The organism is Robiginitalea myxolifaciens (assembly GCF_900115205.1).
Classification (GTDB): domain Bacteria; phylum Bacteroidota; class Bacteroidia; order Flavobacteriales; family Flavobacteriaceae; genus Robiginitalea; species Robiginitalea myxolifaciens.
The window spans coordinates 904,563-926,539 of the sequence record NZ_FOYQ01000001.1; the positions used below are offsets into that span (position 1 = coordinate 904,563).

Sequence of the window (21,977 nt, forward strand, 5' to 3'; positions counted from 1 at the left end):
ACGGGGAGGGGTTCCTATCCCTTTAAATTAAGAAAGCCAATCTCAATACTCATAAAGGATCTGATCCTCCCAGCCATCCAAATTGAGAAACACTGAATTGCTACTCACCCGCAACCGGCTCAGGTCAAAAACGAATGTCCGCTGCAAAAAAGCATCGCATAGCTCCGGGTTCGAAAAATCAATCCGGACATCGCGCTGTGGGGGTAAGGATTCCGCTATGGCTGCAGCATCGAAAAGCCGGGCCTCCCAACTTTCGCCATCACAACCACTGGCCGCCAATGTAATTTCAAGACAATCCCCTTCGAGCATCACGGATTCAATGACATAGCCATCGGTATTGGCCGAACGCCATCGGTTCTCATTAACCTCGGCCAGGATTCCGCACTGCGAAGAGCGGGGCGGATCATCGTCGGAAGTATCACAACTGAAAAGAATACAAACAAGGAATAGCGATAGGAAAAGAATCGGGCGCATAGCATGAAGTTTTCAGATAAGATGGTCATAATCACAATCCGTTGCTTGTGTTAAGCTTTTCACAATTATTTGGAACGTTCGTTCCATTATAATACGTTTGTATTGGAATGTTCGTTCCATTATAACAATTTAAATCTAAAAACATGACCAAGATCAAAGACAAAGTAGCCATAATAACAGGAGCAACCAGCGGCATGGGACTGGAAACCGCCAAGCGATTTTTAAGCGAAGGAGCCCGGGTAGTACTCACAGGAAGAGACCAGGGAAAACTCGACAATCTTAAAGGAGAATTATCCGGAGATTATCTGCTGGTTAAGGCCGAAGCCTCCAACCTGGACGATAGTCGCCAGCTCATAGAGCAAACCGTTAGCACCTTTGGAAAAATTGACATCCTCTTCCTCAATGCAGGCATTTTCAGACTGGAAGCCGTGGCCGAACTCAGCCCGGAAATCTGGGACGAAGTACAAAACATTAATGTGCGCGGACCCCTTTTCACCGCAAGGGAAGCCATCCCTCACATGAACGAAGGTGGAAGCATCATCTTTAATACCTCTGTAGTTAACGGTAAAGGATTTCCAGCCATGGCGGCTTATGCTTCAAGTAAGGCGGCCCTCCGCTCGGTAACCCGAATCCTGGCAGCCGAATTAGGTGAGAAAAACATCCGTGTAAACGCGATAAGCCCCGGGCCTATCGAAACGCCTATATATCAGAAGCACAACGTTGCTCAGGAACAAATCGACGGAATGGCTTCTAACTTTCCGGCAATGGTTCCCCTGGGCCGGTTTGGAAAGTCCGAAGAAATAGCGGCAACAGCACTGTTTCTGGCCAGCAGCGAAAGCAGCTATATCAATGGGGCAGAAATTCCCGTCGATGGCGGTTTTGCACAGGTATAACCCCTGAGAAATCCCTATTTTTGAAGGGAAGATTCAGCCATGCCACGCACCAAAGCATTCGATGAAAATGAAGTATTGAATAAGGCTATGGAACTCTTTTGGAAGAAAGGGTTCCATGCCACTTCAATGCAGGATATTGTGGAAACCCTGGGTATTAACCGGGCCAGCCTCTACAATACCTATGGGGATAAGATGCAGCTTTTCCGCAGTGCGATAGACCAATACTTAAGCGGTAATTATTCCCGTCTGGACGGAATACTGAATAGTGAGGAAAACGTGCATGCGGCCTTTCGGCGACTTTTCGAAGGTGCCCTGGAGCAAGCTTGTAACGACCCCGAAAAAAAAGGATGTTTCATTGTCAATATTACCACGGAATTTGTGCCAGGTCCTCCTGAAATCTCAGGTGTCCTGCAACAAAATCGCAGGGCTGTAACGGAAATATTTGAGAACCGCCTCAACCGGGGAAAGCAAGCCGGGCAGCTCTCCGATTCCATGGATACCAGCGCTGTAGCTTCCTTTCTGCTGACGCAGTATTATGGATTAATGGCGATATCCAAGACCTCCATGAGCCGGGACGAAATGCAACAGGTTTTAAATATTGCTTTGGATTCCTTAAAGCCAAGAAGCCTCTAGTACTTACCAGAGAACAATCAGGAAAATAGTGAGCCCGATAATGTATCCTATCAGGGCTATGATAATGATGATCTCGATTTTGCCGAGATACCTGTCGTGAAATTTGCGGGCAAAAGCCTTGAATCTGGACAGCCGACTTTTAGAAAAAGACATTTTCTTCAGAAATGAGCTAATTGTTACGGAGCCGATCATGACGCGATTTCTGGGGATGAAACACCTGCCTGATAGCACTAATCTAAAGTTGGCAGGAGCACTAAAATTAGCTGAGAAATTGCCAGGGAATTCACTCTTTCGACTAACTGCAGGGAAATAGCGATTTACTGTGCTAACTTATCCGTTAATCCTGATTATCTGCGTTTTACGGATGTGAGATAACCCTAAAGTAGTTTTGGCCAACTGAACGATAGCCTAGGAACCGGAGATCTTTGACTTGAGTAGTCTCGCGTTTAACTCCGCAATATTCGAAATGGATATCCCCTCCGGGCATTCTACCTCACACGCCCCGGTAAATGTGCAACTTCCAAAGCCCTCGAGATTCATTTGCCAGGTCATCTCCTTCACGCGGGTATGCTGCTCTGCCTTACCTTGGGGCAGTCGGTTCAAGTGATTTATCTTAGCCGCCGTGAACAGGGCTGCCGAGGAATTTTTACAGGTAGCCACACATGCTCCGCATCCAATACATGCGGCGGCATCCATTGCTTTATCCGCAACCGATTTCGGGATAAGAATAGCATTGGCCTCGGGTGCTGTACCTGTTTGGGAGCTGATATAAGCACCCTTTTCAATAATCCGATCGAAGGCGCTACGATCTACTACAAGGTCTTTTATAATTGGAAATGATGCGGCCCTCCAGGGTTCCACAACGATCGTATCCCCATCCTTAAAACTCCGCATGTGCAGCTGGCAGGTAGTCATATGATCGTGGGGCCCATGGGCGCGGCCATTGATAAAAATTCCACACTGACCACAGATGCCTTCCCGGCAATCGTATTCAAAGGCAATGACCTGCTTACCCGCAACCACAAGACGCTCATTTAAATGATCTAAGGCTTCCAAAAACGACATATCATCGGTCAGGTCATCTACCGGGTAGGATTCGAATTTTCCTTTGTCCTTGGGACCATTCTGTCTCCAAATCTTGAATGTTACCTGCATGGCCATTATTTATAACTGCGAACCGTGGGCTGCACGAATTCAAATTTCAACTGTTCTTTATGTAGCACAAAGTCTCCTTTCTGATATTCCCAGGCAGAGACATAGGAATACTCCTCATCTTTCCGGAATGCCTCCCCATCATCGGTCTGATATTCTTCCCGGAAATGGGCGCCACAGGATTCCTCCCGTTGCAGGGCATCGGTGCACATCAGGATTCCCAATTCGATAAAATCTGCCAGGCGCAAGGCCTTTTCCAGTTCCGTATTCATTTCTTTATCCCCACCGGTTACGCTCACATCCCTCCAAAATTCCTCCCGGATTTTTTCAATCTGATCGATAGCTTTTTCCAATCCCTTTTTGTTTCGGCTCATCGCGCATTCCTGCCACATGACCCGACCCAATTCCCGGTGGAAATGGTCTACTGTTTTGCTTCCCTGAATGCCCAGGACACGGTCGACATGGTTGCGAACTTCCCGTTCGGCTTCCTCAAAGGCCGGGTGATTGGTATCCGGACTTCCTTGCATTGCCCCTGCCAGATAATTGTTTATGGTATTGGGGAGAATGAAATACCCATCCACGCTGGCCTGCAGTAGGGAATTTGCGCCCAGTCGGTTTGCGCCGTGGTCCGAAAAATTGCATTCTCCAACTGCATAGAGCCCTGGAATGGTGGTCATCAATTCATAATCCACCCATAGGCCTCCCATTGAAAAGTGCGCTGCAGGGGAGATGAGCATTGGGGTTTTATAGGCATTAATTCCCGTGATTTTTTGATACATGTTAAAGAGATTGCCGTAGCGATCTTTAATCACCTCTAACCCAAATCGAGCGATAGCGTCCTTAAAGTCAAGATATACGGCATTCTTCAGGCGACCTACGCCATAACCCGCATCGATTCGCTCCTTTGCTGCACGGGAAGCGATATCCCTCGGGGCCAGGTTCCCGAAACTCGGATAGCGCCTTTCCAAATAATAATCCCGTTCCTCCTCGGGTATTTCTCCGGGTGTTCTTTGATCTCCTTTGGTCTTTGGCACCCAGATCCGTCCATCGTTCCGCAAGGATTCGGACATGAGGGTTAATTTGGATTGCGCTTCGCTGGATTGCGGCAAGGCTGTAGGATGAATTTGGGTAAAGCTCGGAGCAGCAAAGCAGGCTCCTTTTTTGTGGGCCTTCCATATAGCGCTCCCATTGCAACCAATGGCCAGGGTAGACAGCCGGAAAACCCTGGAGTAACCTCCGGTGGCCAGCACCACAGCATCTGCTGCAAATCGCTTCAATTCGCCGGAGACCAAATCCCTGACAATAATCCCTTTGGCTTTGCCATCGACCAGAACCAGGTCCATCATCTCGCTCCGCGTGTGCATCGTTACCTTTCCGGCTGCAATCATTTTATACAATTGCGAATAGGCCGCCAGCAGTAATTGCTGCCCGGTCTGCCCCCGTGCATAAAAAGTGCGCTGCACCTGCACCCCGCCAAAACTTCGATTCTCCAGGGTTCCTCCGTACTCCCGGGCAAAGGGAACGCCTTGCTGCACAAAGTGATCAATCAAAGGGGCAGAAAGTTCGGCCAGCCTATAGGTATTGGCTTCCCGGGATCGGAAATCCCCACCCTTGAGGGTGTCGTAAAACATGCGGTAAACACTATCGCCATCGTGTTGGTAGTTCTTCGCGGCATTCACCCCCCCTTGCGCGGCAACGGAATGGGCCCTTCTGGCAGAATCCTGATAGCAAAAACAATCTACCCTATAGCCCAATTCGGCAAGGGTAGCGGCAGCCCCTGCACCGGCAAGTCCTGCTCCAACGACAATGACCCGCAGTTTCTTTTTATTCGCCGGATTGATCAATTGGGCCTTCAATTGATAGTTTCTCCATTTATCTTCCAGGCGACCCTCCGGGATTTTTGAATCTAACAGCATAACAGCACTTATTTAAAGAAGACAACTATGGGTATAATCCCAAAACCCAGCCCCATAATCCAGGCGTAAATCAGGGAAATCCTGGCTATGATTCGAAGCCCGCCCTGATGATAAAAACCAAGCGTCTTAAACCCGCTTTTCAGACCGTGATGGAGGTGCCATGCCAGGGGGATGGCCATCAACGCATAAAACGCGACAAACCAAGCATTCTGGAATAGTTCGTAGGTAACACTGTAAACATCGAGATTGCCATTGGGGTCGGAAGGGACAGCCTCACCCAATCCCAATTTAATCCGCGCCCAGAAGTTTGCGAGGTGAATCACAATAAAGATCAGGATGAGTGTTCCCAGCACCCCCATATTTCTGGAAGCCCAGGAACTGTTTTCCCCGGCATGGTTCACGGCATAACGCACGGGTTTCGCCTTGCGGTTTCTCAAGGTTACCAAAAGGGCATAAAACACATGTAAAAGAATCGCTGCGTAGAGCAAATACGCCACAATTTTTATAAGCGGACTTTCCCGCAACAAGGTCGAATACGAATTATACGCGGGAATTGCGAGCTCCTTTGGCAGCAACAAGATGCAATTTGCGGAGAGGTGTACAATCAGAAAAAGGCAGAGGAACAACCCGGTTAAGGCTATTGCGGTTTTTCTGAAGAAAAGTGGATTGGTTGTCATGAGCTCAGCATATCAAATTCACATGAAAAAGGGTTGGCCGGTGCTCTGCAAGACCGCAAACCAAAAATCGCTCTCCAGGTCGATCTTTTTACGCTTTTGAACTACGGCGCTAATGGGCAGGTATACCAACTTGTTATTTACTCTCCCGACCACAAACTTTGTTTTACCCGCCATTGCCCCGTGAACCGCCATATAGGCAAGGCCGCTGCAAAAGACACTGTCGCTGGAGTTTGCTGCTGCACTGCGCACGATATAGCTGGGATCGATGTATTTGATGGTAATCGGAAAAATGTCCTTGAAATATTGCTTTATCGTTTCCTTCAAGAAAATGCCAATATCGTCGTGCATGATGTTGCCGGAGGCATCTTTTCGTTCTTCCTCTTTTTGAAAAAGATGCTGACCGGCTCCCTCCGCAACCACAATTACAGCGTGATTTTTGGCTTCCAACCGACGTCGCAACGATTCCAGAAATCCATTTTCGCCATGGAGATTGAATTCCTGCTCAGGGATCAAGACAAAATTAACTACGGGCATAGCCAGGGCGGCCGAAGCTGCAATGAATCCGCTATCCCTTCCCATGAGCTTCACTATAGACACTCCATTATATGCCCCTTGCGCTTCGTTATGCGCATCGCGTAAAATCGGGCTGGCGATATCAAAAGAGGTTTCAAAACCAAAGGATCGGTCAATGATATCGATATCGTTGTCAATCGTTTTGGGAATGCCTACCACAGCGATATTCAGACCTCTTTTCTGGATTTCCTCACCAATGGCATTACACCCCTTTAAGGTCCCATCTCCTCCGATGGCAAAGAGGATGTCGATACCATTTTTCACCAAGGTATCGGTCATTACACCTACATCCTGGGCACCCCTGGAGGAACCCAGAATCGTCCCCCCAAACTGGTGTATATCTTTTACTTTATCCGGGGTAAGTTCTATCAGGCCATGCCCCATCTCAGGATTGAGTCCTTCGTATCCGTAAGGTATCCCCAGGATTCGCCTGACACCATAGTAATAGTGCAAAGCCATGACCACACCGCGAATAACATTGTTTATCCCCGGACACAATCCCCCGCAGGTAACAATAGCGGCAGTCGTTTGCTTGGAATCAAAAAACAGGTTTTGCCTGGGCCCGGCCTTCTCCAGGCAATCAGGTTCTTTTTGATTGTCGAGGCAGAACTGATAATTTTCAAGGGACATATCGTAAACCAGCCGATCCTCGTCGTCGACAAAATTGAAGATGTTGTCGCCCTTTACCGTACTTAACTGTATGGGCGATTTGTACTTCCTATCCCCCAGATTTTCAATTTGAAACATATTTGACTAGACTGCAATTCGGCGGTATTTAAAATGGCTCTGTACTTTTCTTACTGAGTCCTAATCCGCTTTTTTAAGTTATTAAAAATTCCAAATCAAAGGCACCAGCACTATGGTAGCTATAAAGAACAGCAACAACAGTGGACCCCCGACGCGGATGTAATCCAAAAATTTATACCCCCCGGCAGATAGCACCATTGCATTGGTTGTAGTTCCGACCGGAGTTAAAAATGCCGTAGACGCGCTAACGGCTACCGTTATTAGAAATGGTTTCGGCGACAAACCCAGAGAATGTGCGGCCATGAAAGCGATGGGCGCCATCAATACCGCGGTAGCCGAATTATTAATGGTTTGGCTGAACGCCGTGGTAAGCAGGAAAATGCCCGCCAACAAGGCTACCGGGTGCATACTGCCCAGACTGGACACTAAACTATCCGCGGCAATTTGCGCCGCTCCTGTTTTTTGCAAGGCCAGGCCCATAGGGATCATGGCCGCAATCATAACCACGCTGGTCCAGCTTATTCCTTTGTAGGCTTTTGTAATCGGCACACAGCGCGTTAACATCATGATTCCTGCGCAAATTAAAGCCGCCATGGCTCCGGGCAGGATTTTAAATACGAGCAGGATAATCAGCAACAGCAGCGTCCCCAGGGCTATATAGCTTCTTGCGGTTAACTGGTCTACATTCTTGGAGAGCGCTTCCGGACTCCCGGAGATGACCACATTTTCATAAACCGACTTTAAGGTCTCAATATTCTCCCAGGTCCCGCGTATCACGAAGGCGTCTCCAGCCTCAATTTTTATTTTACCCCGCAACGGACTATTCTTTCGGGATGCGGCCAGTAGTTGTACGCCGGATTGCCTCAGATAATGACCTAAATTGACTATTCGCCCCACGAGCATGGAATTCGGAGTGATGAGCATCTCGGCCATCCCCACCTCCTGATTGATCAATTCATTTTTCAAGGTGTCCATTTCGGCCGGGGTAGGTATAATCCCAAGGGAAAACTGCAGAACCATACGATCTACCTGCTCGGGTTCCCCCTTGATGGTAATGATGTCGTGATAGCGCATTTCGGTCTCCGGTTCGGGCAATTCCACGAACAAGGGAACGCGCTGCTTTAGCGGACTGGGGTGTCTCCGTTTTAATCGCATTACGGAAATGCCGTAATTCTTCTCAAAATCCCAGGACCCTATTGTAGTATTTATCAGCGGAGACATGGAACGGATCCGAAGGCGATACAGATTATCTCCAATACTGTAGTTCTCGATCCATTTATGCATCTCTGCATTGATGTCCGTCGGTTTTTCATTGGTCTTGTTGGCAGGCATCAACCGAAAACCGAAATAGCGGAAATAGAGGATTGCAATCAACAATAAGGGTAATCCAATGAGGGAAAACTCAAAGAATCCAAATCCTTCCATCCCATTTTCCACCATGGCATTGCTCGCAATAATATTCGGTGGCGTTCCGGTGAGCGTCAGCAATCCTCCCGTATTGGATCCGAAGGCAACGGGCATCAGTAATTTTGAAGGCATGGTACCGGCATTCCAGGCTGCAGATACCGTTACCGGAACAAGGGCGGCTACGGTACCCGTATTGCTGACAAATCCCGACAACACGCTGGCACCCAAGGTCACGATAACCAGCAATTTAGGGACGCTCTTTTTGGCCCAACTCACAAAACGCTGACCCGCCAGCGCTGTCCAGCCGGTACGGGACAACCCTTCGCCGATAATAAAAAGTGCGGCAATCATGATGACTGTGGCATTACTGAATCCGCTTAACGCCTCCTCTACATTGAGAATTCCCGATAGGAACAGGCTCACCATCGATAGGAGCGCAACGACATCGGGTGGAAATTTTCCCCAGATAAATAAGAGAATGGTGCACGCAAGGATAATCAGCAGTGTAGTCATTAGTGCCTGTAACGGATCTTAATTTACTAAGTCTCAAAATTACGTGCAGGCTACCCGGACATTATATGATGGATGTCAGGATTCATATTTTGAATCGAACGGATTATGGATGAACTATGAATAAGACGGCCCCAGTGATTAAAAATAACCGGTCTTTGGAGATAAAAGCGACACTTCGCCTATGCGGTATTATCAGGCCGGTTACAGGTACTCTTTAAGCAACTCAATTTTGGAAGAACTGCGAAGTTGGTGCAGCGCATTCAACTTAATCTGTCTCACGCGCTCAGAGGTAATGTCCAATTCCATTGCAATTTCGGCCAAACCAACAGGATTATCTAATCCAATACCATAAACCCTTTTTAATACATAGGCTTCCCGAAAAGTAAGGTCGTGGAGAACCTCATCGATATCCTGTTGTAATGAATAATTATTCATGGTATACTCCGGGCCTGAGGATGTGTTGGAGGGCAGGACATCATGTAAATTCAAAGTGCTTTCTCCTGGTTTAAGATATTCATCCAGGGATCGGGAACGGGAGGTATGATTCATGCAGAATTCAATTTCCTGTAAAGAAAAATCAACCATTTCCAATAGTTCGATCGCAGTGGGAACTCTTTGATTCTGTTGTTCGAAGTGAGAAGAAAAGGTTTTTATCTTATTAATCGCGTTGATTTTGTTTAGAGGTAGCCGAACCATCCTTGATTTTTCGGTTAATGCCTGAATAATACCCTGGCGTATCCACCACACGGCATAGGAGATAAACTTAAATCCCCGGGTTTCATCGAATTTTTGTGCGGCCTTGATCAGGCCCAGATTACCCTCGTTGATAAGATCGTGTAGATTAAGTCCCCGAGACTGATACTGTTTGGCAACAGAGACGACAAATCTCAAATTTGCAGAAACCAATCTTTCCAAAGCGGCCGAATCCCCTCCTCTGATCCTAACCGAGAGCTCTACTTCTTCTTCCTGAGAAATCAATGGGATCCGGCTAATATCTCCCAAATACTTGTTGAGAGAAATGCTCTCTCTGGAAGTGATTTGTTTCGAAATATAAAGTGGTTTCATAGCAGGAGTATCTGAGTGCCGATTCTATGGGCAGGTGGAAAAATCAATTCTCCTGATTTCTCATGTATTCGTTCTTGTAAATTGCCTTTTTGAGCTCTTCCCTTTTCGCAGTGGACTTTTTGGTATATTCCTGGTAACTTCTGATACGCTTCAATTGCTGGGTTTTACGCACCTTATTCCTGTATCGTTTCAGAGCCCTTTCAATTTGTTCACCAGGAGCTATTTTTACTACTAACATATTTGCTTGAATTTGGAATTAAAAAAGGCTTTGTTGTAGGCGATATCTATTGAATCGAAAGCAGAAATCAATGAATTTGCCAGAGATGAATCTCTCATGAAGCAGGCCTTTCCGGGCTCAACAACGCAACTATTGGTTCAAGCAAAAAATAAGGAAGAAGGCCTCAGGAACAGCAATGAAGAATATGGAGGCTGTCTAATTTATTTCAGGATTGGAACAATCATTGTCCAGTATCCGTGATTTCCACAAAGGAAAGCTTTTAAATTGGAACCAGGCCTATGCAAGAGCCCAAAACTTTTGGGTGGGATTGCTTTCCTGACGGAAAGCTTCCCTACTCGGTCGTTTTGAAAACCACAAAAGGAAACACTGCGCGGTTTCAAAAAAAAGAAGCGAGCTTCATTTTTTGAAACTCGCTTGCACTTCCGCTTTTTTGCGGCTTATCCGTACCTCGGGTGGGAATCGAACCCACACGATATTGCTATCACTGGATTTTGAATCCAGCGCGTCTACCAATTCCGCCACCGAGGCATTTAAAATTCTCCTGTAAAATCCGCTCTGCCCGAATATCTTATTTCCATAGTAGTCTGAGGATCTTCCTCGGTGCGTTCAGCAGTAAAACTCACCCGTTGTTGGGAAAGATTCACCTGAAAACTACCCAGGGGTGGCTCCAGTGCGTTCCCGGCATTGTCCAGGAAAATCACATTTCCCGACGAATCCAAATCCCAGAAAAAATTGCTAGGGATAGGATCGAACCCGGTTTCGGTTCCGCTGCCGTTGGCGTTGAAGGTTAAAACCACTTCGCCGTAAGCCGCAGCACCTAAATCGGCAATCTCCTGATCGGTAAGCGCTGAGCCGTTGCGTTCAAGGACATTGAGCAGCACATACTGATCAAACGTCCAGGGACTTCCATCGATAACCAAATTGGCCTGTCGCTGGTCCGTTTCGGGTTGTGGCTCAGGCGTATCGCCCGAATCATCACTGCAGGAAACTATGAGAAACAAAAGCCAAAAGGCGATCGAAAAATTTCGAAAAAAACCCATTGACCTAAGATAATGAACATACTTGTTTTCACAAGGGATGGCAAAAGTATAAAAATATTTGATCTGGCATTGAAAATATGGGGTATTAATACTTTTCAGGCTCAGAAATATGTGTAAATTTGCACCTCCTTTCGGGTCAGGGAGTTAGGCCCGTAAAGACACAGTAATGTCGTACACCGTACCGGAACCGAAAATATTTGCCTGCACACAGAGTCAGGAGCTTGGGCGTGAGATCGCCAGGGCTTATGGGGCTGAGTTGGGCAATGTGCACTTTTCCCGATATAGCGACGGTGAATTCCAACCTTCCTTTGAGGAGTCGATTCGCGGAGCGCGAATCTTCATTATCGGTTCTACCCATCCCGGGCCGGAACATCTGATGGAGATGCTGCTCATGCTCGATGCTGCCAAGCGCGCATCTGCCCGCCACATCACAGCGGTGATGCCCTATTTTGGATGGGCACGCCAGGACCGGAAGGATAAACCCCGTGTTCCCATTGCCGCCAAACTGGTAGCTAAAATGTTGGAAACCGCCGGGGCCACGCGCATCATTACTATGGACCTTCACGCCGATCAGATCCAGGGCTTTTTCGAAAAGCCGGTAGACCATTTGTTTGCCTCTACCCTCTTCTTGCCCTACCTGAAAAAGCTGAAGTTAGATAATCTGACCATTGCTTCCCCCGACATGGGTGGATCCAAAAGGGCTTACGCTTATTCCAAAGCCCTGGAAAGCGATGTAGTTATCTGTTACAAGCAACGCGCCAAAGCCAATGTGATTTCGCACATGGAACTCATTGGGGATGTCGAAAATAAAAATGTTGTCCTGGTAGACGACATGGTAGATACCGCTGGAACACTTACCAAAGCTGCCGATCTGATGATGGAACGGGGAGCGTTAAGTGTTCGCGCGATTACTACCCACGGCTTGCTCTCGGGCAACGCCTTTGAACGCATTGAAAATTCCCGCCTGGAGGAACTGATCATCACAGATTCTATTCCGAGAAAGCAGGAATCCGAAAAAGTAAAGGTCCTGAGCTGCGCGGACCTTTTTGCAGACGTAATGCATCGGGTGCATCACAACACCTCGATCGCGTCTAAATTTTTAATGTAGCACAATTAAAATTCAATAATGAAATCAATTACAATCCAAGGATCAGAAAGAGAAAGCGTGGGCAAGTCGGCGACTAAGGCCCTACGTAATGCTGGAAAGGTCCCTTGCGTGATATACGGGGGGGAGGCGCCACTGCACTTTTCAGCAGACGAAATGTCGTTTAAAGATTTGGTGTACACGCCCAATGCCCACACCGTGGTAGTTGAGCTGGAAAACGGCACCAAGATCGATGCAGTAATGCAGGACATCCAATTCCACCCGGTAACGGATAAGATTCTGCACGTAGACTTCTATCAGTTGTTCGAGGACAAAGAGGTTACCATGAAAATTCCGGTTCGTCTGGAAGGAAACTCTCCAGGAGTTCGCAACGGTGGACGTTTGCTTTTCCGCAAGCGCAAACTGGTTATTCGTGCGCTTCCTGCTAACCTTCCCGATTTCTTCAACCTAGACATCTCCAAGTTGAAGATTGGGGACGCGATTAGTGTCGAAGGTCTGAAAAGCGAAGAATTTACCATCCTGCACCCAGACAGTACCGTAGTAGTACAGGTTAAAACTGCGCGTAAAGCTATTGTTGTCGATGAGGATGAGGATGAAGAAGGAGAAGAAGGAGAAACTTCTGAAGCTGCTGATGGCGCCGAAGGTGCTGCAGCAGAGGCTCCTGCTGAGGCCACGGAATAAGTCCGGAACCCTAGCGACCACAAGTCAATAGAAACAAGCGCCATGGGACCTGCAGGTCGCGTGGCGCTTTTTGTATTTTAGCCCTTAAAAGACCCCCTGTGTGGACCTGGCTTAAAAGACTGTTTAGCACTTCCGACCCTGATCCTGTAGCCAGGGTTGAGAGCGCGGATCCCGAAAGTTCCAATAGTGAAACCATGAAAAAATTCCTGATTGCCGGCTTGGGTAATATCGGAGCGGAGTACGAAAATACCCGCCACAACATCGGCTTTGAAATCCTGGATGCATTGGCCGAAGCTGAAGCATTCACCATGGAACCGGATCGCCTGGGAGCTGTTGGCCGATTTCGCGTCAAAGGCCGGCAATTGATTTGCCTGAAACCTTCCACCTATATGAATCGCAGCGGAAAAGCGGTAAAATACTGGATGGATAAGGAAAAGATTTCTCTGGAAAATGTGTTGGTCATAACCGACGACCTCAACCTCCCTTTTGGGACCCTTCGCCTGAAGACAAAGGGCAGTGATGGCGGCCATAACGGCCTGAAGGACATCCAACAGGTTCTGGGAACCACACAGTATGCCCGCTTTCGATTTGGAATCGGGGACGAATTCAGCAAAGGACGGCAGGTAGATTATGTACTGGGTAAATGGGAGGAAGGCGAACAGGAAAAACTGGGAGAACGACTCGAGCGCAGCGCTGCCCTGATTAAATCGTTTGTATTGGCTGGTCCCGCCCGGACCATGAATACCTTTAACGGCACCTAGAGCACCCGGAAGGAGTACACACCCGAACTACTGGAATTACCCTCAGCATCCCGGCTGATTACCTCCCAGAAATATACCGTGCCGGAATTCACACTGACTGTTGTTGACGTGCTAAACGGGCCTACCTGAGCGGCACTGCTGAGATTATCGACCGCGGTACCCAGAAACACCTCGTATCCGTTCAGGTCCCCATCTACATCTCCTCCGATCCACTCTAACAACACCTGCCCCTGAGCACTTGCGGTGATACTGGCTCCGGACCCAGGAGAAATAAGTGTTGCAGGAAAAGGGGGATACGTCAGTGTAATCCCTGCATTGTAAAATTGAAAGGTAGCACTTGAAGGCCCCGACATTCCGGAAGCGGTCTGCCCCACTACGGACCAGGAATACGGGGCGCCCCGATCCAGCACAACCCGGGCTGTGGTGTTCGATGTCGTAAGCTGTTCTGTGGTTCCATCACCCAGGTGGCGAACAGTCAACCGATAGGTAGCTGCGTTATTCGTGGCCTGCCAGCGGAATTCGACTTCACTGGTCTGTTGGTTCAGTACAATCCCGGTCAGGCATTCGGAGTTATTTTCAGGAAAAACAAGGGTTACAGCACCCGGCAGGGATGGGCCATCATCTTTTTTGCATCCCGCGAGCACCATTGCTGCTATCAGCACCACGGTCCCGATCCAATTTTTTAGCACTATCCTTTTCATTGCCGGAATAGTTTATAGGTTGCCGTATTCCCCTGGTTGCTTACCCGAACAACATATAAACCGGAAGGCAATACCGGCACCTCTGTTTCTCCTCGATTTTCAATGGCCTGGAGTTCCTTGCTGAACACCAGGGATCCTGCAGCATTGAAGATTTCCAAAGTAAAGACTTCCGCAGGCCACGGCAGGAAAAATTCGAGACGGTCTACAAAGGGGTTCGGAGCAATTTCGGGCTTGTTGGAATAGAAATACTCCTGACGGAAACTACCTGCGCAGCTGGGTATTGCTTCCACCTCCAACACATTCATCCCTTGCTCAAATTGCAATAGTGCCGTACGCGAATCCAGGGTTTGGGTGTTGCCGTTTAAGCGTACGGTGTAGGCCGCTGCCCCGCTAAGGGCCAGGGCAACCCCCGAACCATCGGCCAGGGTTTGGGCCACTACCCCTAAGGGTTCCGGCCCGGAAATCGTAACCTGGAAACAGCTGGGCTCAAAATTATTCGTTCCATCGTTGCCGTCAATGCAGAGCTCATAATCCCCTGCTGGCAGATTCCCGAAGGTAAATTCTTGGGTAAAGTTCTCCTGGCGGTTAATCCCGTTCCCCGTCAGGGTTGCCTGATAATTCAGTGGGCTGGACGCACTAATGGCAACCGATCCATCGGCCTGGCCTACACAGGACTCGGTAGCAATTTCCACCTGGAACTGATTACTTGCAAAGCGAAATACTTCACAACCAAAGGCATCTACTTCAGCTCCGGCAGGAGTTCCCAAACACAGGTCATCGCCATCGTCAAAGACTCCGTCCCCGTCGGCATCCGGCCGGAATTCTCCTTCGACGCAGAGTTCCAATTCAAAACTATTCAGCTGCCCCCCATCCGCAGGCAAGGTATCATCGATAGTCAGGATCCATTCCCCCTGTGAAGACTCCCCGGCAAATGCATTGAAGGATCCTAACGGGCGAACCATCCCCGATATGGCCGGATTAGAACCACATACAAATGGAGCAGCACTATTGTCAAAAACAGCGACAAGATCTGCGGCGCTTCCACAAGAGTTGGAGACCAGTGTTACTACAGTCCCGGAAGGCGATTGCAGTTTTATGATGAGATCCGATAAGAAACTGTGTTCGATATCTAAAGACACCTTAATATCCGCCACCGTCCCATTATCCGGTACCGTGATCCGCGATTCTACTGTCGGGGTACCCACTGGGGAAATATCTATAGGAAGTCCCGTGGCCGTAATCGTTTTGCAACTGACCTGTGCAGTCGTGAAACGAAATTCCTGGGAAAACGGCACGGCGCCGCATGCATCAGTTCCCGATACCCGCCAGAAGTACTCGGTTTCCGGCTGGAGTTCCGGAACCTGATAGCTGTTCCCAGCCAGGGTTTCCTGAGCAATCAGGGTTAGAAAACCTGAATCCGCAGCCAGCTCTACCGTGTAAGAAGTTATGTCGGGATTATCAATCCACTGTAAGTTGGGCCGGAGCCCAACATCCTGAGCCCCATCCGTAGGACTTGCCAGTACCGGAGCAGTACTTGTTCCGCCAAGGAGCTGTATGGATAGCGGTAAATTGAACTCACTTCCTCCCCCTGTTCCTGTAAGTACGAGGTCGTAATTTCCAGGACTCGCTCCTCCAGTACCAGTAAGGGTTAGGAGTACATCGGTATCGTTGGCCTGAACGCTGCTCGGGGAAAAGTTGGCATTAACCCCGGCTGGCAGCCCGCTCATACTTAATGAAACGACCTCTGTAAAGCTTCCGAAACGCTGATAATTAATGGCAAAGGCGCCATTATCGGGTTGGCATACTTCGGCCGTTAGCCGATTGGCCTGCAATACAAAATCCTGTTGGGTAATCGTGAAATTGGCCGCGTTGACAGCCAGGAATATGTTGTTTTTGGCCTTGAGCATAAACCTACCCTGATTGGTAGGCGTCCCGGGCAATTGGATGGTGGCGCTGCCAATATTGGGCAAAGCGTCATCAATCAGGATATCGAAAGACAGTCCGCCATTGGTAGAGAGCCACAATTCGAGTTCCTGGCAATTTATCGGGGCGTCACTGGTGCCTGCCACATCCCAGCTGATGTTTTGAACGCTTCCGGCCTGAAAAGTCTGAGACGTGGATTGGGAAGTCATTTCAAAAGGACCTGCCGCTGCGCGAACACCAACCCGAACCAGGTCGCTGGTCACCTGTCCGCCACCAAAGGCATTGTCGCGCACCGTAAGCGCAAAATTCAGGTCGCGTTCAATAGTAGCTACCGTTTCCCAGGCCGAACCACTGCCCGGGTTTTGCTGGGTAAGGTTCCCCGAACGAATTCGTTCCAGGGAAGGAAAATAACGTGCATTATCCGTTGTTGGGGGTAAGGATCTGAAGGAGGCCCCGATAGGGTTTTCCGGGCCAAAGCTCGCCTGAGTTACCACCCCGTTGTCTATTTGTTCCCAGGTGTAGGTCAGCACATCGGTGCCATCCGGATCACTGGCCGTTCCTTCGAGAACAAAAGCCGTTCCCTGGGGAATAATGTAATCGGGCTGGCTGGTGATTACCGGAGGGAGGTTGGTCAGATTCATCGTGGTCCCGCAACTCAATCCGGTAACATAGGAACTCATCTGAAGAATGCTGTAGTAGTGGAAGTAATCATCGCTGAAATCGGCAACATCGTTTTGCTGGGTAATTCCCGCGTAGCCCATAATCGTGGTTCCACTTGCCGGTTCGGCCTGAACTTCGGTCCCTTCGGATTGGAACGACCAGGTGTGGTTGGCACCAAACTGGTGTCCCATTTCATGAGCAACAAAATCCACATCGAAGCGATCCCCTTCCGGGTTGGGAGTAGCCGAAAATGCTCCCCCCTTCTGGGAATCAACACAAACGGTTCCAATTCCACCTGCGTTTCCGGTGGCACCGGCCCGGTGAAAGAGATGCCCGATATCATAGGCAGAGGCACCAATATTGGCACTTAGCGTAGTCTGGGCCTCCGAACTCAGGTTGCCCCCAAAGGGATCCGTACCGGGGTCGGTAAAAATAATCTGGTCGGTTTCGGGGATCAATTCCATCCGCAGTGCCATATCGCGCTCAAAGATGGCGTTGATCCGCGTCATGGAAGCATTGATGGCCGCCAGGGCATCGGGCACCGTGCCCCCGTGATATTCGGTATATTCTCCCGTAGTGGTGACCGCCAGGCGGTAGGTCCTCAACTGCCCGTCATCGACCAATCGCGCAGAAGGATTATCAGTGCCGGTCTTGGCAGAAGCCGTAGCCCCCTCAGTTTCACATTTCCAGGCGATGGGGTCGTCCCGGTCTTTTCTCGAAAACAGGATATAATTCCCGGGTCGGTCAGGATGCTGTTCAATAAAGACATCCCCGGACCCGGAAGCGGATAATAGCATGCCCTGGAAGCCCTGGGGCGAGAGGCTGAATCGAATTTGGCGGCCTTGTGGGTCGTCAATAGCAAAACCGCGGTAGGAGCGAATTTGTGGATAACGCGCCTGCAAATCCGGGTGCATTATCGAATATTCCTCCACCTGAAACGTCTTGATGGATCCTTCACCAACGGGGAAGGAAACGGTGATCATTCGCGTGCTTTGGCCCTGCAGGGATTCTAAAGTGCGGCTCAAATCAGCCGTCCGTAATAAATAGCCCTGGGCATCGCGAATCCCCAGAACAGGCACATCCATTGTCCCTGCTATTTCATCCCAAAGTTCCCCGCGATCCTGGGACCAGAGCGAAAAGCAAAAAAAGAGGAGGGGAAATGCTAAAACAAGACGTAATTTTGTCTTCATTTGCGGGGCTTTGCAACTCCTAAAATAAGCCATTTTTATTATTTTCAAGCTGTGAAAACCATTAAGGGTCTTTCAGATTTTCAGGCCAAGCGGCCATCCGTGGTTACCATCGGTACCTTTGATGGCGTTCACGTAGGTCATCGCAAGATCCTGGACCGGCTCATACTATCCGGAAAGGATGCCAATCTGGAGAGCACCTTACTTACCTTTTACCCGCATCCGCGGATGGTGCTTCAAAAGGATACCGATTTGAGGCTTTTGAGTTCCATAGAGGAAAAGACACAAATCCTCAATGAACTCGGCCTGGACGCCTTGATCATCCATCCCTTTACTAAGGAATTTTCCCGCCTCACCGCGAAAGAGTTTGTTCGGCAGATACTGGTGAACCGATTACAAGCCAGGCGGATTATCATTGGCTATGACCACCGTTTTGGCCGGAACCGCTCTGCAGATATCCAGGATTTGCGGGCGTACGGCAACCTCTATGGCTTTGAAGTAGAAGAAATCAATGCGCAGGAAATAGACGATATCTCCGTGAGTTCCACCAAGATCCGAAAAGCCCTGAACGAGGGGGATTTGGAAACCGCGAACCGCTATCTGGGCTATGCGTATACCATTAGCGGCAAGGTAATCCGGGGTAAAGGCCTGGGCCGGGAACTCGGCTTTCCCACCGCCAACCTCCAACCGGACACGCCCTACAAACTCATTCCCAGGCAAGGAGTCTATGTGGTTTCTGCAACCCACGAGCAAACCACCCGCTATGGGATGATGAATATTGGAATGAATCCTACGGTGGATGGAACCCGGGAACATATCGAAATCCATTTCTTTGAGTTGGATCAGGACCTCTATGACCAACCCCTGCAAGTACGCTTGCACAAACGCCTGCGGGACGAAATAAAGTTTTCATCCCTAGACTCTCTGAAAGCACAACTCACCGCAGACCAGGAGCAAGCCAGGAACTACATAGCTACGCTGGAATGAAAGCCCGGTTATTTCAGCGGATCGACAACAGCCCCCTGATCATCTTTCGCATCTTCTTCGGGCTGCTGGTGGCGCTGGAATGTTTTGGTGCCATTGCTACGGGTTGGGTCCGAAGGACGCTGGTAGAACCCCAATTCACCTTCAACTTCATTGGATTTGAATGGTTGCAACCCCTTCCCGGAGGAGGCATGTACTTCTACTTTGCCGTGATGGGTTTTTTGGGGCTGGCGATTATGTTGGGGTATCGCTACCGCTTGAGCATTATTTCTTTTTGTCTGATGTGGACGGCGGTCTACCTCATGCAGAAATCTGCCTATAACAACCACTACTACCTGCTGGTCCTCATTTCGGCTTTTATGTGTTTGTTGCCGGCCGCGGATTCCCGCTCCCTGGATGTGCGCCGCAATCCCGATAAAGAGCGCCATACCATGCCGGCCTGGTGTCGCTGGATCTTTATCGCCCAGTTATTCATCGTCTATACCTACGCAGCCATAGCGAAATTATACACCGACTGGCTGGACTTCAGTTTCATCAGTTTACTGATGGAAAGTCGGGGGAATATCCCGATTATCGGGGAGTTCCTGCAGCAACCTTTAGCCCATTCAATAATTGGGGGTTTTGGGATCCTCTTCGATTTCCTGGTTATTCCCATGCTGCTCTGGAAACCCACCCGGAAAATCGCCCTGATCGCCTCCTTCTTTTTCCATCTCTTCAATTCGGTGGTCCTGCAAATCGGGATTTTCCCGTACCTGTCCCTGGCCTTCATCGTATTCTGCTATCCCCCTGAAACGATTCGCCGGGTATTTTTTCCCTCAAAACCCCAGGTGCAAGAGGAAGTTTTAACCACTACAATCCCAAAAAATGCAAACTTGGTCCTGACCTTGCTATCCCTGTATTTTGTTATACAACTCGCCCTGCCGCTGCGCCATCACTTTATTGAAGGAGATGTCCTGTGGACGGAAGAAGGACATCGATTGAGCTGGCGGATGATGCTTCGAAGCCGCCGGGGAATGGTTACCTACCGTGTGGAAGACAAGGCCACCGGTCAATCCCAGAATATTGTACTCGATGAGTACCTCACCCCCAAACAGCACGGGATGGCTAGTGCCTATCCGGATTGTATGTGGCAATTCGCACAACGCCTTAAAGCGGAATACTCGGCAAAAGGGATGGACGTTTCCGTTTATGTGAATGCCAGGGTCAGAATCAACCGGCGCCCATTTCAACCCTTTATTGACCCGGAAATAGACCTGGCCGCAGAGCCCTGGGATCCCTTCAGGCACCACCGGTGGATCCTCCCCCGAAATAGTGGCGATTTACACGAGTAAATCCTACCTTTGGCGTCGCATAAATTAGTTGTCATGCTGCCTATTCAAACCTTGAGAGATCACGCCGCCGACGTTGCCACTGCTTTAAAGAAGCGTGGGATCGACGCCGAGGCTATGGTTGAGGAAATCCTGGAATTAGACGAAAAACGCCGAAGCCTGCAGGCCGAAGTCGATGCCACCCTGGCCGAGGCGAATCGAATTTCTAAGGAAATCGGGGTACTTTACAAATCCGGAAAGGGAGCTGAGGCAAATGCCCTGAAGGAGGAATCCGGCAAGCTCAAGGAAAAATCCAAGGCCCTTGGGGAAGACCTGACCACCGCCGCTGAAGCCTTGCAACAAGCATTGTATCAATTGCCCAATGCCCCGCACCCATCGGTACCCGACGGGCAGGACGACTCCGATAATGAGGTGGTAAAAGAAGTGGGGGAACGTCCGGATATGGGGAAGGATGCCCAGCCCCACTGGGAATTGGCTTCCCAGTACGACCTCATCGATTTTGAACTCGGCGTTAAAATTACAGGGGCCGGATTTCCGGTCTACAAAGGAAAAGGTGCCCGTTTACAGCGCGCCCTGATTTCCTATTTCCTGGATTACAACACCGCTGCAGGTTACCAGGAGGTTCAGGTCCCGCACCTGGTAAATGAGGCCTCCGGTATGGGCACGGGACAACTTCCCGACAAGGAGGGGCAGATGTATGAAATTACCGCGGATAACCTGTACCTGATCCCTACGGCAGAGGTGCCGGTAACCAATATGTTGCGGGACGAAATCCTGGAAAGATCTTCCTTCCCGATTAAATATACTGGTTATACCCCTTGTTTTCGGAGGGAAGCCGGAAGTTATGGAGCCCACGTTCGCGGGTTAAACAGGCTGCACCAATTCGATAAGGTGGAGATTGTACGCGTGGAGCATCCTGCAAATTCCTATGCCGCCCTGGACCAAATGGTTGCCCATGTCGAAGGCCTTCTTACGGCATTGGGATTGCCCTACCGCATCCTGAGGCTTTGTGGAGGTGACCTTGGGTTTACTGCTGCCCTCACTTATGATTTTGAAATCTGGTCGGCCGGTCAGGGACGTTGGCTGGAGGTGAGTTCCGTGTCCAATTTTGAGGCCTTCCAGGCCAATCGCTTAAAATTGAGATATCGGGACGAGGACAATAAAACCCAATTGGCGCATACGCTGAATGGCAGTGCATTGGCACTCCCAAGAGTACTGGCAGGTTTACTCGAAAACTTCCAGGAGGAAGACGGAATCCGGATCCCGGAGGTATTGCAACCGTATACAGGATTTGCAAAAATATCCCAGGAGTAAGGGCT

At 49.4% G+C, this 21,977-nt stretch carries 19 protein-coding genes, 1 tRNA gene and 1 pseudogene; 8 read left to right on the forward strand and 13 right to left on the reverse strand.

Annotated elements, in window-relative coordinates:
* Positions 1-42 precede the first annotated feature (42 nt).
* Entirely contained in the window at positions 43-474 is a 432-nt protein-coding gene (locus BM318_RS03980; RefSeq protein WP_092980858.1) for a hypothetical protein, read from the reverse strand.
* A 143-nt stretch (positions 475-617) separates the two neighbouring features.
* Here BM318_RS03980 and BM318_RS03985 point away from each other — a divergent pair, with 143 nt between their 5' ends.
* Both BM318_RS03985 and BM318_RS03990 read left to right on the forward strand, forming a co-directional pair.
* On the forward strand, positions 618-1,367 hold the full coding sequence (locus tag BM318_RS03985) for an SDR family NAD(P)-dependent oxidoreductase (RefSeq protein ID WP_092980859.1): 750 nt from the start codon (positions 618-620) through the stop codon (positions 1,365-1,367).
* A 39-nt stretch (positions 1,368-1,406) separates the two neighbouring features.
* A complete protein-coding gene (locus tag BM318_RS03990) occupies positions 1,407-2,000 on the forward strand; it encodes a TetR/AcrR family transcriptional regulator (RefSeq protein ID WP_092980861.1) in 594 nt (197 codons plus the stop codon).
* Between the two features lie 3 nt (positions 2,001-2,003).
* Here BM318_RS03990 and BM318_RS14370 read toward each other — a convergent pair whose 3' ends face one another.
* The 10 genes and pseudogenes from BM318_RS14370 to BM318_RS04035 form a co-directional block, all read right to left on the reverse strand.
* Entirely contained in the window at positions 2,004-2,153 is a 150-nt protein-coding gene (locus BM318_RS14370) for a hypothetical protein (protein WP_177218252.1), read from the reverse strand.
* A gap of 255 nt (positions 2,154-2,408) precedes the next feature.
* Positions 2,409-3,155 (reverse strand): succinate dehydrogenase/fumarate reductase iron-sulfur subunit, encoded by a 747-nt coding sequence (locus BM318_RS03995; protein ID WP_092982061.1) that lies wholly within the window; start codon positions 3,153-3,155, stop codon positions 2,409-2,411.
* 5 nt (positions 3,156-3,160) lie between these two features.
* The gene (locus tag BM318_RS04000) at positions 3,161-5,068 is read right to left on the reverse strand and encodes a fumarate reductase/succinate dehydrogenase flavoprotein subunit (protein WP_092980862.1); all 1,908 of its coding nucleotides are present in this window, start codon (positions 5,066-5,068) and stop codon (positions 3,161-3,163) included.
* 8 nt (positions 5,069-5,076) lie between these two features.
* On the reverse strand, positions 5,077-5,745 hold the full coding sequence (locus BM318_RS04005) for a succinate dehydrogenase cytochrome b subunit (RefSeq protein ID WP_092980863.1): 669 nt from the start codon (positions 5,743-5,745) through the stop codon (positions 5,077-5,079).
* An 18-nt stretch (positions 5,746-5,763) separates the two neighbouring features.
* A complete protein-coding gene (locus BM318_RS04010) occupies positions 5,764-7,065 on the reverse strand; it encodes an ATP-dependent 6-phosphofructokinase (RefSeq protein WP_092980865.1) in 1,302 nt (433 codons plus the stop codon).
* A gap of 81 nt (positions 7,066-7,146) precedes the next feature.
* Positions 7,147-8,988, reverse strand: a pseudogene (locus tag BM318_RS04015) (SLC13 family permease); the annotation flags it as partial.
* Positions 8,989-9,186: 198 nt separating this feature from the next.
* Complete coding sequence (locus BM318_RS04020; RefSeq protein ID WP_092980867.1) at positions 9,187-10,050, reverse strand: sigma-70 family RNA polymerase sigma factor; 864 nt, start codon at positions 10,048-10,050, stop codon at positions 9,187-9,189.
* 43 nt (positions 10,051-10,093) lie between these two features.
* Positions 10,094-10,288 carry a small ribosomal subunit protein bS21 gene (locus BM318_RS04025; protein ID WP_092980869.1) on the reverse strand — a complete coding sequence of 65 codons (195 nt, stop codon included), beginning with the start codon at positions 10,286-10,288 and terminating at the stop codon, positions 10,094-10,096.
* Between the two features lie 444 nt (positions 10,289-10,732).
* Positions 10,733-10,816 (reverse strand) — tRNA-Leu (locus BM318_RS04030).
* A gap of 2 nt (positions 10,817-10,818) precedes the next feature.
* Positions 10,819-11,328, reverse strand: a complete 510-nt coding sequence (locus BM318_RS04035; RefSeq protein ID WP_092980870.1) for a hypothetical protein — start codon at positions 11,326-11,328, stop codon at positions 10,819-10,821.
* 166 nt (positions 11,329-11,494) lie between these two features.
* On the opposite strand from BM318_RS04035, the gene BM318_RS04040 reads away from it, so the two are divergent.
* From BM318_RS04040 to pth, 3 genes are all read left to right on the forward strand, one after another.
* On the forward strand, positions 11,495-12,436 hold the full coding sequence (locus BM318_RS04040) for a ribose-phosphate pyrophosphokinase (RefSeq protein ID WP_092980872.1): 942 nt from the start codon (positions 11,495-11,497) through the stop codon (positions 12,434-12,436).
* A gap of 18 nt (positions 12,437-12,454) precedes the next feature.
* Positions 12,455-13,114, forward strand: coding sequence for a 50S ribosomal protein L25/general stress protein Ctc (locus BM318_RS04045; protein ID WP_092980873.1), 660 nt, complete (start codon positions 12,455-12,457; stop codon positions 13,112-13,114).
* A 194-nt stretch (positions 13,115-13,308) separates the two neighbouring features.
* Positions 13,309-13,875 (forward strand): aminoacyl-tRNA hydrolase, encoded by a 567-nt coding sequence (gene pth, locus BM318_RS04050; protein ID WP_092982062.1) that lies wholly within the window; start codon positions 13,309-13,311, stop codon positions 13,873-13,875.
* On the opposite strand, the gene BM318_RS04055 is transcribed toward pth, so the two are convergent.
* Together BM318_RS04055 and BM318_RS04060 are read right to left on the reverse strand one after the other, a co-directional pair.
* The gene (locus BM318_RS04055; RefSeq protein WP_092980874.1) at positions 13,872-14,576 is read right to left on the reverse strand and encodes a hypothetical protein; all 705 of its coding nucleotides are present in this window, start codon (positions 14,574-14,576) and stop codon (positions 13,872-13,874) included. The two genes, pth and BM318_RS04055, sit on opposite strands and share 4 nt — an antisense overlap.
* Complete coding sequence (locus BM318_RS04060) at positions 14,573-18,349, reverse strand: reprolysin-like metallopeptidase (protein WP_177218253.1); 3,777 nt, start codon at positions 18,347-18,349, stop codon at positions 14,573-14,575. The genes BM318_RS04055 and BM318_RS04060 overlap by 4 nt, the downstream gene beginning before the upstream one ends.
* A 51-nt stretch (positions 18,350-18,400) precedes the next feature.
* Here BM318_RS04060 and BM318_RS04065 point away from each other — a divergent pair, with 51 nt between their 5' ends.
* Genes BM318_RS04065 through serS form a run of 3 tightly spaced genes read left to right on the forward strand, consistent with a single transcriptional unit; the run spans position 18,401 to position 21,972 of the window.
* Positions 18,401-19,333: a bifunctional riboflavin kinase/FAD synthetase gene (locus BM318_RS04065; protein WP_092980876.1), complete on the forward strand. Its 933-nt coding sequence runs from the start codon at positions 18,401-18,403 to the stop codon at positions 19,331-19,333.
* On the forward strand, positions 19,330-20,661 hold the full coding sequence (locus BM318_RS04070; RefSeq protein ID WP_092980878.1) for an HTTM domain-containing protein: 1,332 nt from the start codon (positions 19,330-19,332) through the stop codon (positions 20,659-20,661). Before BM318_RS04065 ends, BM318_RS04070 begins: the two co-directional genes overlap by 4 nt.
* A gap of 33 nt (positions 20,662-20,694) precedes the next feature.
* A complete protein-coding gene (serS, locus tag BM318_RS04075) occupies positions 20,695-21,972 on the forward strand; it encodes a serine--tRNA ligase (RefSeq protein ID WP_092980879.1) in 1,278 nt (425 codons plus the stop codon).
* Positions 21,973-21,977: the final 5 nt, after the last annotated feature.

What these genes read in the sequence shown, in the direction of transcription:
- BM318_RS03980 (WP_092980858.1), bottom strand. Translation starts at nt 474, where the DNA reads ATGCGCCCGATTCTTTTCCTATCGCTATTCCTTGTTTGTATTCTTTTC.
- BM318_RS03985 (WP_092980859.1), top strand. Translation starts at nt 618, where the DNA reads ATGACCAAGATCAAAGACAAAGTAGCCATAATAACAGGAGCAACCAGC.
- BM318_RS03990 (WP_092980861.1), top strand. Translation starts at nt 1,407, where the DNA reads ATGCCACGCACCAAAGCATTCGATGAAAATGAAGTATTGAATAAGGCT.
- BM318_RS14370 (WP_177218252.1), bottom strand. Translation starts at nt 2,153, where the DNA reads ATGTCTTTTTCTAAAAGTCGGCTGTCCAGATTCAAGGCTTTTGCCCGC.
- BM318_RS03995 (WP_092982061.1), bottom strand. Translation starts at nt 3,155, where the DNA reads ATGCAGGTAACATTCAAGATTTGGAGACAGAATGGTCCCAAGGACAAA.
- BM318_RS04000 (WP_092980862.1), bottom strand. Translation starts at nt 5,068, where the DNA reads ATGCTGTTAGATTCAAAAATCCCGGAGGGTCGCCTGGAAGATAAATGG.
- BM318_RS04005 (WP_092980863.1), bottom strand. Translation starts at nt 5,745, where the DNA reads ATGACAACCAATCCACTTTTCTTCAGAAAAACCGCAATAGCCTTAACC.
- BM318_RS04010 (WP_092980865.1), bottom strand. Translation starts at nt 7,065, where the DNA reads ATGTTTCAAATTGAAAATCTGGGGGATAGGAAGTACAAATCGCCCATA.
- BM318_RS04020 (WP_092980867.1), bottom strand. Translation starts at nt 10,050, where the DNA reads ATGAAACCACTTTATATTTCGAAACAAATCACTTCCAGAGAGAGCATT.
- BM318_RS04025 (WP_092980869.1), bottom strand. Translation starts at nt 10,288, where the DNA reads ATGTTAGTAGTAAAAATAGCTCCTGGTGAACAAATTGAAAGGGCTCTG.
- BM318_RS04035 (WP_092980870.1), bottom strand. Translation starts at nt 11,328, where the DNA reads ATGGGTTTTTTTCGAAATTTTTCGATCGCCTTTTGGCTTTTGTTTCTC.
- BM318_RS04040 (WP_092980872.1), top strand. Translation starts at nt 11,495, where the DNA reads ATGTCGTACACCGTACCGGAACCGAAAATATTTGCCTGCACACAGAGT.
- BM318_RS04045 (WP_092980873.1), top strand. Translation starts at nt 12,455, where the DNA reads ATGAAATCAATTACAATCCAAGGATCAGAAAGAGAAAGCGTGGGCAAG.
- pth (WP_092982062.1), top strand. Translation starts at nt 13,309, where the DNA reads ATGAAAAAATTCCTGATTGCCGGCTTGGGTAATATCGGAGCGGAGTAC.
- BM318_RS04055 (WP_092980874.1), bottom strand. Translation starts at nt 14,576, where the DNA reads ATGAAAAGGATAGTGCTAAAAAATTGGATCGGGACCGTGGTGCTGATA.
- BM318_RS04060 (WP_177218253.1), bottom strand. Translation starts at nt 18,349, where the DNA reads ATGAAGACAAAATTACGTCTTGTTTTAGCATTTCCCCTCCTCTTTTTT.
- BM318_RS04070 (WP_092980878.1), top strand. Translation starts at nt 19,330, where the DNA reads ATGAAAGCCCGGTTATTTCAGCGGATCGACAACAGCCCCCTGATCATC.
- serS (WP_092980879.1), top strand. Translation starts at nt 20,695, where the DNA reads ATGCTGCCTATTCAAACCTTGAGAGATCACGCCGCCGACGTTGCCACT.